Origin of the sequence: Tatumella terrea (assembly GCF_039523755.1) — a bacterium.
In the GTDB taxonomy this organism is placed as follows: Bacteria; Pseudomonadota; Gammaproteobacteria; order Enterobacterales; family Enterobacteriaceae; genus Tatumella; species Tatumella terrea.
Genome location: NZ_BAAAFX010000010.1, coordinates 13,299 through 28,750, shown reverse-complemented (window position 1 = coordinate 28,750; position 15,452 = coordinate 13,299). Strand labels below are relative to the sequence as shown.

Below are 15,452 nucleotides of genomic sequence, written 5' to 3'. Positions count from 1 at the left end.
AGGCAACCATGCTGGAAAAAATTGTTATTGCTAACCGTGGGGAAATTGCGCTGCGTATTTTGCGTGCCTGTAAAGAACTGGGCATCAAAACCGTTGCGGTACATTCCACTGCAGATCGTGACTTAAAACATGTCCTGCTGGCAGACGAAACCGTATGCATCGGACCAGCACCTTCAGTCAAAAGCTATCTGAATATTCCTGCGCTGATTTCAGCGGCAGAGATCACCGGCGCGGATGCTATCCACCCGGGCTATGGCTTTTTGTCTGAGAATGCTGACTTCGCAGAACAGGTTGAACGTTCCGGCTTCATCTTTATCGGTCCGAAAGCCGAAACGATTCGTCTGATGGGCGACAAAGTTTCCGCGATCAACGCGATGAAGAAAGCCGGTGTTCCTTGCGTCCCGGGGTCCGATGGATCGCTCGGTGATGACATGAACAAAAACCGTGAGATCGCTAAACGTATCGGTTATCCGATTATCGTTAAAGCCTCTGGCGGCGGCGGCGGACGCGGTATGCGTGTCGTTCGCGGTGAAAAAGACCTGGAACAGTCCATTAATATGACCCGTGCGGAAGCGAAAGCGGCTTTCAACAACGATATGGTCTATATGGAAAAATATCTGGAAAATCCTCGTCATATCGAGATTCAGGTCTTAGCCGATGGACAGGGTCAGGCCATCTATCTGGCAGAACGTGACTGCTCAATGCAGCGTCGTCACCAGAAAGTGGTCGAAGAAGCCCCGGCGCCGGGAATTACTCCGGAACTGCGTAGCTTTATCGGTACACGTTGTACTCAGGCCTGTATTGATATCGGTTATCGTGGTGCCGGTACGTTTGAGTTCCTGTTCGAAAACGGTGAGTTCTACTTTATTGAGATGAACACCCGTATTCAGGTAGAACATCCGGTCACTGAAATGATCACCGGTGTCGACCTGATCAAAGAACAGTTACGTATCGCGGCCGGTCTGCCATTGTCTATCCGTCAGGAAGACGTGGTTATTCGTGGTCATGCTGTGGAATGCCGTATTAACGCAGAAGATCCGAATACCTTCCTGCCAAGCCCGGGTAAAATTACCCGTTTCCACGCGCCGGGTGGTTTTGGCGTACGTTGGGAATCGCATATCTATTCCGGTTATACCGTACCGCCATACTATGACTCCATGATTGGTAAACTGATCACTTACGGTGAAACCCGCGACGTCGCGATTTCACGTATGACCAATGCCTTAGCTGAGTTGATCGTCGATGGTATTAAAACCAACGTCGAACTGCAGCTGAAGATCATGGCTGACGAGCATTTCCGTGAAGGTGGAACCAATATCCACTATCTGGAGAAAAAACTGGGACTTCAGGAAAAGTAATTTCTTTTTGAGTCACTGCCAAGGCCGGATTTTCCGGCCTTTATTATTTTTGTCTTTCCGTTGAGGTTAACGATGGACTCTCGTTTCAAACAAGCGCATAAGGAAGCCCGCTGGTCATTGCTTCTTGCGGTGAGCTGGCTGATTGTCTGGTCAGTGAGTGCCTGGACGGGCGGAACAACCCCGGGCATTTTTGGCTTCCCCCGCTGGTTCGAATTATCCTGCCTTTTTGCACCGTTATTTTTCCTGTTTCTGTGCGCCTTAATGATCCGTTTTATTTTCCGTGATATCCCGCTGGAGGATCAGGGTGAACAGTAAAATTATATTTCCCCTGCTGGGGTATCTGCTGCTTGTGGCGGCGATCTCTCTGTTTGCGATGTATCAGCAAAAAAGAGCCAGGGGCGCGTTTCTGAATGAATATTTCCTCGGCGGAAGAACGCTGGGAGGATTTCTGTTAGCCATGACCCTGACGACCGCCTATGTCAGTGCCAGTTCTTTTGTCGGAGGCCCCGGAGCTGCCTATAAATATGGCCTGGGGTGGGTATTTCTTGCGATGGTACAGGTCCCTACCGTCTGGCTATCATTAGGGGTGCTCGGGAAAAAATTTGCCATTCTGGCACGCCGGTATAATGCCGTTACCCTGAATGACATTCTCTACGCCCGCTTCAAAAGCTCTCTGGTGGTGTGGATTGCCAGCCTGGCACTGTTACTGGCATTTATAGCCGTGATGGCGGTACAGTTCATCGGCGGTGCCCGGCTGCTCGAAAGCGTTGCAGGGATCCCCTATACCCGTGGCTTGCTGATTTTTGGCGGTATCATTGCGCTCTATACCGCGCTCGGAGGCTTTCGTGCCAGCGTACTGAATGATGCCATGCAGGGACTGGTGATGCTGGCAGGGACTTTCCTGTTACTGTTTGCGGTGCTTCATGCCGCAGGCGGGCCGGCCCATGCCGTGGCCACCCTGAAAGCCATTAACCCGCAACTGATCGCGCCCGAAGGTGCGGGTAATATTATTACCGTGCATCTGTTGATTTCATTCACCGTGCTGGTCTGTTTCGGCGTGTTGGGGCTGCCCAATACGGCGGTGCGCTGTATTTCATACCGCGACAGTAAGGCGGTTCATCGGGGGATACTGCTCGGTACGCTGGTCATGACCCTGCTGATGCTGGGAATGCATCTGGCCGGTGCGCTGGGGCGCGCTATCCTCCCGCAGTTATCGGTCCCTGATCTGGTGATCCCGACGCTGATGATGAAAGTACTGCCACCCTTCGCGGCCGGCATTTTTCTTGCCGCGCCGATGTCAGCAATCATGTCGAATGTGAATGCTCACTTACTTCAGGCGTCCGCCACCCTGATTAAGGACTTATATCTGCGGATGTTCCCGCAACGTGCGGAAAATGAGGCGCATCTTCGCCGCCTCTCTACCTGGCTGACACTGGCTTTAGGGATCCTGCTGATTATTACCGCATGGCACCCGCCGGCGATGATTATCTGGATGAATCTGCTGGCCTTTGGCGCACTGGAAACCGTTTTCCTCTGGCCTCTGGTTCTGGGGTTATACTGGAAATCGGCCAATGCGACCGGCGCAGTATGCAGTATGCTCTGCGGCGCGATCAGTTATACCTTACTGGTGAGTCTGAAAATTTCATGCTGGAACTTCCACCCGATAGTTCCTGCCCTGTTACTGAGTCTGGCCGCGTTTCTGATTGGCAACCGGCTGGGTAAACCAACACCCCGGGAGATATCCCCGGCGGTGAAGCAATAAAGAGATACGCTATGCCTTGGATACAAATCAAAATTAATACCTCAGGTGCCAATGCTGAAGCCATCAGTGATGCGCTGATTGAAAACGGGGCTGTTTCAGTCACGTTTCAGGATACCCATGATAACCCGGTGTATGAGCCCCTGCCTGGCGAAACCCGCTTATGGGGTGATACCGACGTCATTGGCTTGTTCGATGCTGAAACAGAGATGCAGCAGGTTATCCGCGTGCTGGAACAGCATCCTTTGCTGGGGACCGGCTTTCACCACAAAGTTGAACAAATCGAAGACAAAGACTGGGAACGTGAGTGGATGGATAACTTCCATCCGATGTGTTTCGGAAAGCGGTTGTGGATCTGCCCGAGCTGGCGTGACGTGCCGGACCCGGAGGCCGTCAATGTGATGCTGGACCCGGGTCTGGCGTTTGGTACCGGCACGCATCCGACCACCTCCTTATGCCTGAGCTGGCTGGACGGACAGGATCTTAACGGGAAAACAGTGATCGATTTTGGTTGCGGTTCCGGGATCCTGGCGATCGCTGCCCTGAAACTGGGGGCGGCACATGCTATCGGTATCGATATCGATCCTCAGGCCATTCAGGCCAGCCGGGATAACGCAGAACGTAACGGGGTTTCAGATCGTCTTGACCTCTATCTTCCGGAGCAACAGCCTGAAAACCTGAGCGCGGACGTGGTGGTTGCCAATATTCTGGCCGGCCCGTTGCGTGAACTCGCACCGCTTATCAGTGTATTACCCGCCAGCGGCGGTAAACTGGCGCTGTCCGGTATTCTGGCCAGTCAGGCCGATGATGTGTGTGAAGCCTATGCGCAGAAATTCGCGCTGGACCCGGTGGCGGAAAAAGAAGAGTGGTGTCGTATTACGGGTCAGCGTAACTAAGGCGATCCCCCCGCAGGTCAGCGGCCAGACGACTGACAGAATGGCTCACAGAAAGACTTTTACAGCACATTTTATATGGCAGATATGCTGTAAATTCCTCTGTGAGCTGTTTTTTATCCGGTATAAGCGGGGAAAAGAAAGAAAATTTTTCAAAATCCTGACAACAGTTAAAGCATAACTCATTGATATTAATAAATAAGTAAATAATTTCATGGGGTGAATATCTGTTTCCGTGATCAATGGCGGTATATTGTTCAAAGTTTGGCCTTTCATCTTCACAAAAAAATGCGTAATATACGCCGCCTTGCGAACATATAAGGTCATCTCTTTCCCATGCGCATTGGACCATACCAGCTCCGAAACCGATTGATTGCTGCGCCAATGGCAGGTATTACCGACAGACCATTTCGTACGCTTTGTTTCGAAAACGGCGCAGGAATGACAGTTTCTGAGATGATGTCATCAAACCCGGAAGTCTGGGCCAGTGACAAATCCAGATTGCGTATGGTGCACTGTGATGAGCCAGGTATCCGCTCAGTACAGATAGCCGGTGGGGACCCCGATGAAATGGCAGCGGCAGCGCGAATTAATGCGGACTCCGGTGCTCAGGTCATTGATATTAATATGGGTTGTCCCGCAAAGAAAGTGAACCGAAAGATGGCTGGTTCTGCATTGCTTCAGTATCCGTCGCTGGTAGAGTCCATCCTGCGGGCGGTAGTGAATGAAGTGGATGTTCCGGTCACCTTAAAGATCCGTACCGGATGGGATACCGAAAATCGCAATTGTATAGAAATTGCCCAATTGGCTGAGCGTTGTGGTATTCAGGCGTTAACTATTCACGGACGTACTCGTGCATGTCTGTTTAACGGGAACGCAGAATACGACAGCATTCGGACAGTTAAGCAGAACGTGTCCATTCCGGTTATCGCGAATGGAGACATTACTGACCCGCATAAAGCCAGGGCCGTACTGGACTACACCGGAGCTGATGCTCTGATGATTGGCCGGGCGGCTCAGGGAAGACCGTGGATCTTCCGGGAAATCCAGCATTATCTGGACACAGGGGAGCTGCTTGCACCAAAGCCACTCGCAGAGGTGAAGCAAATGCTGATTGGACATATACGGGAGCTGCACGACTTTTATGGTCACGGCAAGGGATACCGTATTGCCCGAAAACACGTTTCCTGGTATTTGCAGGAAAATGCCCCTGATGACCAGTTTCGGCGCACATTCAACGCCATAGAGGATGCCAGTGAACAGCTGGAGGCGTTGGAGGCATACTTCGAAAATCTTGCGTAAACGAAAAAAAGAGCTGAAAGAACTATGTTCGAACAACGCGTAAATTCTGACGTACTGACCGTTTCTACCGTGAATTCACAGGATCAGGTAACTCAAAAACCACTTCGTGACTCGGTTAAACAGGCACTGAAGAACTATTTTGCTCAGTTAAATGGTCAGGATGTTAATGACCTGTATGAGCTGGTACTGGCTGAAGTTGAACAGCCTCTGTTGGACATGGTGATGCAGTACACCCGTGGTAACCAGACCCGCGCAGCACTGATGATGGGTATTAACCGCGGCACCCTGCGTAAGAAACTGAAAAAATACGGTATGAACTAATCCTTCATCCCTGACGGTTTAAAAAGAAAGGCACTTTCCTGACGAGGATAGTGCCTTTTTTATGTCCGTCTGTTGGCGGACAACGCAGCCCCGCCAGTGCGGCGGGGCTGTTCCCTTGCGGGGTTATTTTTTCAGATACAGATCTTTCGTCTGGTAGAAGGCCAGGGCTGACGGAGCAAACCCTCCCACTTTAGTACTGACCATATAATCCTGGGTGAGATAGTAGATAGGGATAGCCGGAGCCTCATTCGCCGCAATATCCATCGCTTTCTGGTAATGTGCTGCGGTTTCTGCCGGGGTCTGTGCCGACTGTGCCGCTGCGATTTCATTATCAAAAGCCTTGTTGCTGAAGTTACCGGTATTATTGGTATCTCCGCTACGGAAGGTATTCAGGAAGGTCGAATACTCATTATAATCCGCACTCCAGGTATAGCGGACCAGCTGATACTGGCCCTGATGCATGGTATCCAGCATCGATTTCCATTCCTGATTCTGCAGCGACGCTTTCACCCCCAGCGCACTTTTCCACATGGAAGCGGCCGCGATGGCGATTCGCTGGTTATCTGCCTCATTGTTGTAGAGCAGCGTAAAACTCAGCGGATGAGACTCAGAATAGCCAGCTTCTTTCAGCAGTGCGCGGGCCTTCGCGATACGCTCAGCCTGTGTCCAGTGCGCCCAGACCGGCGGAGTGATAGTCACGCCACCCATCGACAATGGTGCCACGGTCCAGGCTGGCGTCTCTCCCATCCCTAACACTTTCTGACTGATAATATCTTTATTCAGGGCCAGATTGAGGGCCTGACGGACACGGGCGTCATTGAACGGCGCACGGGTACTGTTGATATCGAAATAGAAGATAGCCAGTTCCGGTGCCACATAGACTTCCTTCGGCCGCTCTTTCTTCATCCGTGCAAATTCGATCGCCGGGATTGTCGAGGTAATATTAATCTCACCGGCCAGGTAACGGTTCAGCTCTGCACTGCCGTCACTGACAGGTAAGAAAGTTACCTGATTAATTACCGTATGGGCATTATCCCAGTAGCGAGGATTACGCTTCAGCGTGATTTTCTCGTTAACAACCCAGTCACTTAACTGATAAGCACTGCTGCTGACCATATGGCCTGGCTGTGTCCAGGAGTCACCGTAGGTGGTGACATCTTTTTGGCTGACCGGGAACAACGAAGGATGCGCAACAAATTGCAGGAAGTAAGATACCGGTTGGTCCAGCACCACTTTCACCGTTGAGCTATCCGCCGCATACACCCCCAGCTTATCGGTCGGCATTTTTCCGTCAATGACCGCCTGGGCATTTAAGATATGTGCATTCGCGGTGAAAGAGGCATAAGGTGAGGCGGTTTTCGGATCCGATAACCGGCGCCAGCTATACACAACGTCCTGAGCCGTGATCGGAGAACCGTCTGACCAGGTGGCTCCGGAACGGATATGGAACGTCCAGGTTTTATGATCCGACGTTTGCCAGGAATCGGCCAGCGCCGGGATAACCTGCCCGTTATTTTCTACCCGAACCAGCCCTTCAAACAGGTCGTTGATAATGGCCATCGAGCTGTTGTCTTCAGCTTTATCCGGATCAAGAGTTGCCGGTTCGGCACCATTTCCGCGGACCAGATTCTGCGTAGCCGCCAGTTGCGTACCGGCAGGGACTACTGCCGAAAAGGCAACGGAAGAAAAACAAAGCCCGGCGAATAAAAGAGAGAGACGGGTACGGCGGGTGTGTAGTGTTTTTCCTTGCATCAATAAATACCTCTGTGTGTTTTTATTTTATCAGTCATCAATACCACAGATTAACCAATCACTTAAAGAGCAGATCAGGATGCTTATCCGTCAGAGGCCGTCATCCGAAGTTTTACTTAGCGCATATAAAACCGATCGCAGAGCCCCGCCGCGCCTGAAAACCGGAAATAACGAAAGTGCCATTGATCCCGAAACACCCTCACTCTGGCTTAGATACTTTTTTCTTATTTTTAAAAAATTATCCGTGCCAGCCCTTTCCGGGAAGACCGGACAGCAGCGCGGTACCGAAGCCCGATGACCGTTCCTGCTCCTGCTGTTCTTCGATTCACGCAGAATGCAACGATAACGGATAATTCAGGGCTTTCTGCCGGACCCTGGCGCAGAATGCCGGGACTTCCTGCTGCGGGTCTCAGGAATAATGACCGATGATATCATTCGCAGATTTCCCCTGTTGATCCGAAGCCCCTGCAGTTATCCATCTTTTACAGGATATTTCCTGCCTGACAGGGACAATGAAAAATATCTCCTTCCGGATATTCGCCTGATAAAAAAATAAATTACTGACAGATATCCCCGAATGAAAAGTAATATTCCTGAATATTCACTGAAAAAAGGCGTATTAACCAGCCGGTCATTCTGAGAAACAGATAATTTCGTCCTACAGAATATTCCACCGGATTATTCGATGTATTTCAGCCTGCCACTTATTCAATCTTCTGTTTTTCATACAGATTTATCCTCAATACTGACTTCAGTGTGGTGGCAGGTTATGTTGATACGGAATGATAATCATAATTAAAGCGGGATATCTCTATGTTAAGGAAAGTTACGCTCTCAACGTTCGTACTCTGCTGCTCGATGGGTTCACACTTTGCCATGGCGGCGTCAGCGCCGGCGGTCGAAGCAAAGCATGGGATGGTCGTCACTTCACAGGACCTGGCAACACAGATCGGGGTGAATATCCTCAGACAGGGCGGAAATGCTATTGATGCCGCCGTTGCTGTCGGTTATGCCGAAGCGGTCGTTAATCCCTGCTGCGGTAATATTGGCGGAGGGGGTTTTATGACTATCCATCTGGCCAACGGCAAGGATACATTCATTAATTTTCGTGAAATGGCACCGGCCGGTGCCAGCGCAAACATGTACCTTGCTGCCGACGGTAACCTGATCTCTGGCGCAAGCCTTTACGGCTGGAAAGCCTCCGGGGTTCCCGGCACAGTGATGGGAATGGAAACCGCACGTAAAGAGTACGGTAAACTCAGCCGGGCGCAGGATATGGCTCCGGCCATCAAACTGGCGCGGGAAGGCTATATTCTGACACGTGCCGATACCGATATTCTGGACACGACCGTTGCCCGCTTCAGACAGGACCCGGCTGTTGCAAAAATCTTCCTGCGCCCGGACGGAACGCCTTTACAGCCAGGCGACAGACTGCGGCAGACGGATCTTGCGAAAACACTGGAAAGGATCTCCCGTGAAGGTCCGTCAGCGTTTTACAAAGGTACCTTCCCTGCCGCCGTGGCAAAGGCTTCGGCGAAAGGAGGTGGTGTGATTGATGCCGCGGACTTCTCTGCCTATCACATCACTGAAATGGCTCCGCTGACCTGTACCTATCGTGGCTATACCTTCGTCTCGGCGCCACCACCGAGTTCCGGCGGGGTCACTCTCTGTGAAACACTCAATATTCTTGAAGGGTTTGACCTGAAATCAATGGGCTTTGGTTCTGCGGCGATGGTCCATACACTGGCAGAAGCTATGCGCTTAAGCTATGCCGATCGTAATACCTATCTGGGTGATCCGGCATTTGTGCATAATCCGGTCGATAAATTACTGGATAAGAAATATGCGGCCACTCTGCGCAGCAAAATTCAGGCAGATAAAGCGACCCCTTCCGATCAGGTGAAACCGGGCATTGTCAGCGGTGAAAAACCGGAAACCACCCACTACTCTATTGTCGACAGTGAAGGGAATGCCGTTTCCACGACCTATACCATTAACGGCCGGTTTGGTGCCGTTGTCATGGCTCCGGGTACTGGCGTACTGATGAATGATGAGATGGATGATTTCACCACCAAAGTCGGGGCTAAGAATCTTTATGGTCTGGTGCAGGGAACCGCAAACAGTATTGCGCCAGGTAAACGTCCATTATCTTCAATGAGCCCGACACTGGTCACCAAAGATGGCAAGATCTTCCTGGTACTGGGATCACCGGGTGGCTCAAGGATCATTACGATCACTCTGGAAACCGCGCTGAATATTATTGACTTCGGTATGGAGCCGCAGGAAGCCGTGAATGCACCCCGTATCCACCAGCAATGGATGCCGGATGTGGTTTATTATGAAAAAGGTGGCTTGTCTCCGGATACCTTAACTATCCTGAAAAATATGGGCTATAAGATGGTTGAGCAGACCCCGTGGGGTGCGGCAGAACTGATTATGGTCGGCCTGCCGGGTGCGGCCGGCGTTACATCGGCTTCCAGTTCCGGTAATGACGGCGCCGTCTCAGGTAAAGTCAGGGAAGGGTATCTGTATGGTGCTAACGACGTACGCCGTCCTGCAGGCTCGGCACGCGGTTACTAATACGGTTATTATCGTTCGTTAAGTTGCCTTTCGGATATCCGTTCCGAAGGCATACTGAAAGGGAAACCCGGAATGCCGGGTTTCCCTTTTTAATGGATATCAGCCTCTGCCCTTTCGGGTCTGCCGCACAGGCCTGCGATAATCACTCAGGGGGTTGGTATTACGTTACCCTGCCAGTGAATAAATAAAAGCGATAAGCGATACTGGCAGTCAGGCAGTCAGGCAGTCAGGCAGTCAGGCAGTCAGGCAGTCAGGCAGTCAGGCAGTCAGGCAGTCAGGCAGTCAGGCAGTCAGGCAGTCAGGCAGCTTAATACCTTCCGGGAACAGGAATAGTGTTTATTTTCTTAATCCCTGTGCGCAATGACGATCAGAAAATGCATTATGACGAAAATACCCGCACGGGATCGGATCTGTATGATCTTCCGGTTATCGTGATATCAGATCTTTCACCTGCTCTGAGATACTTTGACGATCGCTTCAGGTATCACACTTATTAACCGAACGCCCGCTAACACCGGTAACAGAAATAAACACTATCTCCGGCTTTCTGAACCTGTGCCCTGCCGCATCCGCCAGATAACGCAGGATGCTACCGCAGCACACCGGACCGGGAAATCACGGTGCTGATATCTTCCCGTTGTAATGGTATGACCCCACGGATCTATCCCGGTAAGTGGGTATCATAACCCTTTAAATTTATATTCCAGGATAACTTCAGAAGCGAAGCTCTTTGCCCGTATAGGGTGCCCGGCCACCAGTTTCGGTGTTTTTCCGTTCAGGGCCTGATATGACCACCCTGGCCCCACCATAGCTAACAACGACAGTACCTTTGACGATGGCTGGTGCATAACCCAGCGGGTAAAGGCATTAATTTCTCCGGTCACCACCGGTACTGATTGATAGCTGAAGCGGCCAATACTCCCGGTAATTCCTGCGGTTAGTGCCGGCGTTAACTGGTACCCCACCAGACCGGAGAGGACCGCTTCTCTGTCCCTGTTATAATCATTACCTGCTTTCGCCATTCCGTTGAACGTACCCCGTGAATTCTTACTCATATGGAACGGATAGGTCCCTACCCCTGACTTTTTAGCCGCCCGGGTATAACTGGCTGCCCAGCGGGTCTGCCAGAGAGGCGAAGTGGAACGGGCTTCGATCGTAAAATGCTGAGCTCTGCGATCAAAGTCTTTCCGTGTCTCCGGCATTTCACGGTAATGGCTTAATGCCCTGGTGAGGTAGACCTGGCTTTTCAGGGTCAGCATGGGGGTGGGCTTAATACTGGCCTGAAAAATATGCCGGGAGAGATAATCACTACTTTCTCCCAGCGCGTATCTGATCTCTCCCGCTGCTCCGTTCCACCGGAGATCAAGACTGCTTAATGCGCGTATCGTTTTTTTGTCATTAGTTAAAAAGTGCTCACTGTCAGGCGAACTCCGGCTCATTGATTTGGTGACTCTGGCACCCTGAAGTGAAAACTTGCCGAATGCCAGCCGACTGTACCAGCCGAAATAGGTCGTCACTGATAATCTGGAAGAGTCAGAGATTACCCCGATATCCTTCAGGGGCAGCCATCCCCATCGGACTTTCGCACTGCTATCACCTTCGATGTACTGCATCCTGAGGTTGCGCTGACCAAATTTATTAAACCCTGCAGCATTACTTTTCTTACTTTCCGGGCCACTACTATAAAGCACGCCACGGGAATTAAAGTAATCTGTGGCACCCAGTTTAATCACATAATTCCAGGTCGCATCAACACCAAATATCCCCGCAATATCTCCTGAGTGAAAGGCAACCGTGGCCCCCTGTCCCCAGGCGTTGTGGATCCTTTTCTCCCCGCTTTCCTCTTCATTAAGCGCTTTCCAGTAGTTCTTTAATGAAATATCAATCTCTGATTGTTTAAAAAAAGAGCCTATGGGGGATAAATTTCCTCCACCCCCACCTTCAGTCTGTAAAGCAATGTCCGTTGCCTGTGCAACCAGTGGAAAAATAACCACCAGCAGTCCGTATCTGATATCCATATCTCCTCCCCCCTCATTAGGGGCATCCTTTTTTCACCGACGAAATTCCATTTCGCTGGTAACAATCATCGATGATCAGTCTGATAATAGTTTTTTTCCGGCCTCAATATACTTCGATGTTCCTGTATCAAGGACCCGGTATTGCCCGTTCTGATAACTTATTTTTACCACAGCAGCATTGGCGAGAGGCTTTATTGCTAATGGTTTATCAGTCAGTTCATAAACTAAATTCATGATCGTCATACCCGAGGTAACAATAAGAATATTTTTCTCATGCTTCTGCAGAGCTGCCGATACAATGCGCTTGACAGCGTCGTGGGTACGGGCCTTCACCTGCTGATAATTTTCGGCCAGCGCTTCAGGGTCTGCGGCCGCGATGGCATTCTGTAACTGTTTAATCGACAGATTTCCCTTTACCATTTCCTGCATCAATGCCTGACTATCGCGCAGGCCCAGAACCCGTGCGCTTGCATCCCTCATCTCTTCGTTACGTAATCCTTCATAGCTTCCGAAAAACGACTCACGTAATCCTGGTAATTCCGCAGGCGTCAGCCGGGGTTTCCCGGACGCCTGCAGGATAATGTCAAGCGTACTACGCTGACGTCCGCTATCCCCGGAATAGACGCTATCAAAAGGGATCGCTTTAAGACCTGCGCCCAGATAGCGCGCGATAAGCTGCCCTTCCTCCGTCAGAGGCGAGTCCGCCCACCCCTGAACATGGTCTAAGGTATTCAGTAAGGTTTCACCGTGACGGGCAAAATAGAGCGTGATCACGCCGGATGAACTTCCCGAAGAAGCAATGCCGGGCAGCACATTGAACATCAGAACAATCAATAACAGATATCGGCTCATTATAATTCCTTTTAATCAGTTTCTTATCCATGCGAAAATTTTAATCATAAAATCAAAAAACCAATCGTCTTCCATCTGAAAATATAAACAAAAAAAGCCACAGAATAACGATTTATTTATCACTCTGTGAGTAAACTCAAAAAAAATATCGCATCCTTCACAAAGCACAACACGAAAAACACAATAACCGATATATTAAACCGGGTAAGTTACCCGATAATATTAACAACAGACTTTATATAGGTAATAAATATTATTTACAGTCAGCCTATCCTGTAAGTAATGTCAATAATAGAACAATGACTTCCTAAGGCTGCACTTTTGGGTTATTCCGAAGATATTATTCTGCCCCGGATAATAATAATTATTTTAACGGGTAAAAAGTGACAGAAATAACGTCTTTGCGCGTGAACGGAAGACTCCCTTCACAGAAAACGTAAGTTTGGGAATGAAGAGGCTTCATGTGTTGACCTTCTGTATCAGGCCGATAGCCGTTTTACATCCGGAAGAACTCCGGACAGGAATACCTCTTTCCTGCTACCGGGTAAAGGCTCCCGACCAGTGGCCCGGGGTTTTTCCCAACGCTCGCTTAAACATATTGATAAACGCACTGGCTGAATCATATCCCAGCAGGAGGGCAGTTTGCTGGACACTGGCTCCGCCGGACAGAGCTTCTATCGCAAGAATGAATTGCAGTTGTTGTTTCCAACGCCGGAAATTCATTCCGGTTTCACGCAGGATGAGGCGTGAAAGATTTCGTTCACTCATCGCCAATGTTTTCGCCCAGTCATACTGAAGTAGCATATCGGCAGGGTTTTCCCGCATGTAATCAATCATCCGTCGTAATCGTTTATCTTCCGGATAAGGCAGGTAATACTGACTATCGGGCTTCCTGGGCAGCTGATCGAAAAGTACCTGAATTAATCGCTGTCGCACAGGGCTATCATTACCCTGTGGCAGGGTGGCTAAATGGAGTATCAATTCCCGAACCAGTGCAGGCAATGCCAGAGTGCAGCAAAAGTCCGGCATTTCCGCCGCTCCCGGTTCAATAAACAGGAAACACAGACGTGCATTCGGCGTGACATGGTTTGAATGATCCCTGCCGCCGGGAACCCACAAAGCACAGTTTTTCGGTACGATCCATAACGCATCCATCACCTTACAGGTTACACCGCCGTGAATAGCCAGAATTAATTGTCCTTTACGATGGCGATGCCGGGGAGACTCACACTGATTATCCGAACCTGCTATCAGGAAAGCGCTGGCAAGGGCCGTGTCGCTATCCGGGTGATAGCCTTCGAGCAGCAGTTGATGGTCGCTCATGAAAAATGTCCGAATACAGTGATTAAATGTCAATTTAGCCTGATTCTTCCCGGTGCAGCAATCGCTATTATTCCGGTTCATCTTCTCTGAATGAAAGGCTATTTTTTTGAAACTCACGCGTTCGTCCTGCCTGCTGGCGGGTATCTTCCTGATTGCAGGCTGTCTGCGGGTCACTTTTACCGGTGTCTCACCGCTATTACACGATATTGCACAGAACTTTTCTCTCAGTGATGTCAGTATTGGCAGTCTGACGACATTACCCTTGCTGGCCTTTGCCGCAATATCGCCTCTCAGTGCCGGGCTGGCAAAACGTTACGGGGCCGAACGGGTGCTGTTTATGGCCTTGCTGATCCTCTGCGTCGGAATTATCTATCGCTCAGCAGGCAATACTTCAGCACTCTATCAGGGAACCGTGATTATCGGTTGCGGTATTGCACTGGGAAATGTGCTATTGCCCGCGTTGGTCAAACGGCATTTTCCTGAACACGTTGGTGATACCATCGGTAAATACTCTCTGGTCATGGGACTCTGTGCAGCCGCTGGCTCAGCATTGATGGTGCCATTAGCGCAGACCCTGCATAGCTGGCGATGGGCATTACTGGCACTCGGCCTTTTTCCGCTGGTTGCGTTACTGGCCTGGATACCACAGATCCACCAGAGTCCGGATCGATACCTGCCCCCGGGGGAGGCGCAGAGTCATCGCTACCTCTGGCGAAGCCCGCTTGCATGGCATGTCACCCTGTTTCTTGGTACGAACTCGCTGATTTATTATGTCATTGTCAGCTGGTTACCCGCTATCCTGACGTCACAAGGCTATAGCAACGAACAGGCCGGTTCTCTGCATGGACTTATGCAGCTGGCATCTGCACTGCCCGGGCTGCTGGCGGGGTACGTTCTCCGGACCCTGAAAGGGCAGCAAGGACTCACTTTATTCATGGTTCTGCTTTGCACTCTGAGTCTGGTGGGTTTACTGTGCTGGCCTGTATTTTCGGCGCTTTGGGTCTCTCTGTTTGGCTTCAGTTGCGGGGCCATTATTATTCTGGGACTCACATTTATCAGCCTGCGATCGGGGTCAGTGTTACAGGCTTCAGCGCTCTCCGGAATGGCACAATGTGTGGGCTACCTGCTGGCAGCTTGCGGGCCGCCATTACTGGGGCAGTTTCATGATCTTTCCGGCCACTGGAATGGCCCGTTACTGGTGCTTTTGGCGTGCTCTCTGCTGATGGCGGTCTTCGGCTATCATGCCTCACAAACGGCTCAACTGCCAGCCAGTGAGTCATAAATCCGGCAATCT

At 50.6% G+C, this 15,452-nt stretch carries 12 protein-coding genes; 8 read left to right on the top strand and 4 right to left on the bottom strand.

The genetic code is table 11. The features are described 5' to 3' along the window. The first annotated feature begins 8 nt into the window (after window positions 1-8). From accC to fis, 6 genes are all read left to right on the top strand, one after another. Window positions 9-1,358, top strand: a complete 1,350-nt coding sequence (accC, locus tag ABD035_RS05345) for an acetyl-CoA carboxylase biotin carboxylase subunit (RefSeq protein ID WP_212714984.1) — start codon at window positions 9-11, stop codon at window positions 1,356-1,358. A gap of 72 nt (window positions 1,359-1,430) precedes the next feature. Then, complete coding sequence (locus ABD035_RS05340) at window positions 1,431-1,673, top strand: YhdT family protein (RefSeq protein WP_212714985.1); 243 nt, start codon at window positions 1,431-1,433, stop codon at window positions 1,671-1,673. After that, window positions 1,663-3,120: a sodium/pantothenate symporter gene (panF, locus tag ABD035_RS05335; RefSeq protein ID WP_343868332.1), complete on the top strand. Its 1,458-nt coding sequence runs from the start codon at window positions 1,663-1,665 to the stop codon at window positions 3,118-3,120. The genes ABD035_RS05340 and panF overlap by 11 nt, the downstream gene beginning before the upstream one ends. A gap of 11 nt (window positions 3,121-3,131) precedes the next feature. Beyond that, on the top strand, window positions 3,132-4,013 hold the full coding sequence (gene prmA / locus ABD035_RS05330; RefSeq protein ID WP_212714987.1) for a 50S ribosomal protein L11 methyltransferase: 882 nt from the start codon (window positions 3,132-3,134) through the stop codon (window positions 4,011-4,013). A 333-nt stretch (window positions 4,014-4,346) separates the two neighbouring features. Continuing rightward, a complete protein-coding gene (dusB, locus tag ABD035_RS05325; RefSeq protein ID WP_038010645.1) occupies window positions 4,347-5,312 on the top strand; it encodes a tRNA dihydrouridine synthase DusB in 966 nt (321 codons plus the stop codon). Between the two features lie 24 nt (window positions 5,313-5,336). Beyond that, window positions 5,337-5,633, top strand: a complete 297-nt coding sequence (fis, locus tag ABD035_RS05320) for a DNA-binding transcriptional regulator Fis (RefSeq protein WP_000462905.1) — start codon at window positions 5,337-5,339, stop codon at window positions 5,631-5,633. 123 nt (window positions 5,634-5,756) lie between these two features. Here the strand turns inward: fis and ABD035_RS05315 are convergent, their stop codons facing one another. Then, window positions 5,757-7,385 (bottom strand): peptide ABC transporter substrate-binding protein, encoded by a 1,629-nt coding sequence (locus tag ABD035_RS05315; protein WP_343868311.1) that lies wholly within the window; start codon window positions 7,383-7,385, stop codon window positions 5,757-5,759. 858 nt (window positions 7,386-8,243) lie between these two features. On the opposite strand from ABD035_RS05315, the gene ggt reads away from it, so the two are divergent. Then, complete coding sequence (gene ggt, locus ABD035_RS05310; RefSeq protein ID WP_343868750.1) at window positions 8,244-9,965, top strand: gamma-glutamyltransferase; 1,722 nt, start codon at window positions 8,244-8,246, stop codon at window positions 9,963-9,965. Window positions 9,966-10,645: 680 nt separating this feature from the next. Here ggt and ABD035_RS05305 read toward each other — a convergent pair. From ABD035_RS05305 to ABD035_RS05295, 3 genes are all read right to left on the bottom strand, one after another. Then, a complete protein-coding gene (locus ABD035_RS05305) occupies window positions 10,646-11,983 on the bottom strand; it encodes an OprD family outer membrane porin (protein ID WP_343868309.1) in 1,338 nt (445 codons plus the stop codon). A gap of 75 nt (window positions 11,984-12,058) precedes the next feature. Next, window positions 12,059-12,835 carry a histidine phosphatase family protein gene (locus tag ABD035_RS05300; protein ID WP_343868307.1) on the bottom strand — a complete coding sequence of 259 codons (777 nt, stop codon included), beginning with the start codon at window positions 12,833-12,835 and terminating at the stop codon, window positions 12,059-12,061. 537 nt (window positions 12,836-13,372) lie between these two features. Next, entirely contained in the window at window positions 13,373-14,158 is a 786-nt protein-coding gene (locus ABD035_RS05295) for an AraC family transcriptional regulator (protein ID WP_343868304.1), read from the bottom strand. A gap of 106 nt (window positions 14,159-14,264) precedes the next feature. Between ABD035_RS05295 and ABD035_RS05290 the strand changes: the two genes are divergently transcribed. After that, complete coding sequence (locus ABD035_RS05290) at window positions 14,265-15,440, top strand: MFS transporter (RefSeq protein ID WP_343868302.1); 1,176 nt, start codon at window positions 14,265-14,267, stop codon at window positions 15,438-15,440. The last annotated feature ends 12 nt before the right edge of the window (window positions 15,441-15,452 follow it).

Bases quoted from the DNA above. Each gene is read 5' to 3' on its own strand.
- dusB (WP_038010645.1), top strand. From the start codon at position 4,347: ATGCGCATTGGACCATACCAGCTCCGAAACCGATTGATTGCTGCGCCA.
- ABD035_RS05305 (WP_343868309.1), bottom strand. From the start codon at position 11,983: ATGGATATCAGATACGGACTGCTGGTGGTTATTTTTCCACTGGTTGCA.
- ggt (WP_343868750.1), top strand. From the start codon at position 8,244: ATGGGTTCACACTTTGCCATGGCGGCGTCAGCGCCGGCGGTCGAAGCA.
- ABD035_RS05300 (WP_343868307.1), bottom strand. From the start codon at position 12,835: ATGAGCCGATATCTGTTATTGATTGTTCTGATGTTCAATGTGCTGCCC.
- fis (WP_000462905.1), top strand. From the start codon at position 5,337: ATGTTCGAACAACGCGTAAATTCTGACGTACTGACCGTTTCTACCGTG.
- accC (WP_212714984.1), top strand. From the start codon at position 9: ATGCTGGAAAAAATTGTTATTGCTAACCGTGGGGAAATTGCGCTGCGT.
- ABD035_RS05340 (WP_212714985.1), top strand. From the start codon at position 1,431: ATGGACTCTCGTTTCAAACAAGCGCATAAGGAAGCCCGCTGGTCATTG.
- ABD035_RS05315 (WP_343868311.1), bottom strand. From the start codon at position 7,385: ATGCAAGGAAAAACACTACACACCCGCCGTACCCGTCTCTCTCTTTTA.
- ABD035_RS05295 (WP_343868304.1), bottom strand. From the start codon at position 14,158: ATGAGCGACCATCAACTGCTGCTCGAAGGCTATCACCCGGATAGCGAC.
- prmA (WP_212714987.1), top strand. From the start codon at position 3,132: ATGCCTTGGATACAAATCAAAATTAATACCTCAGGTGCCAATGCTGAA.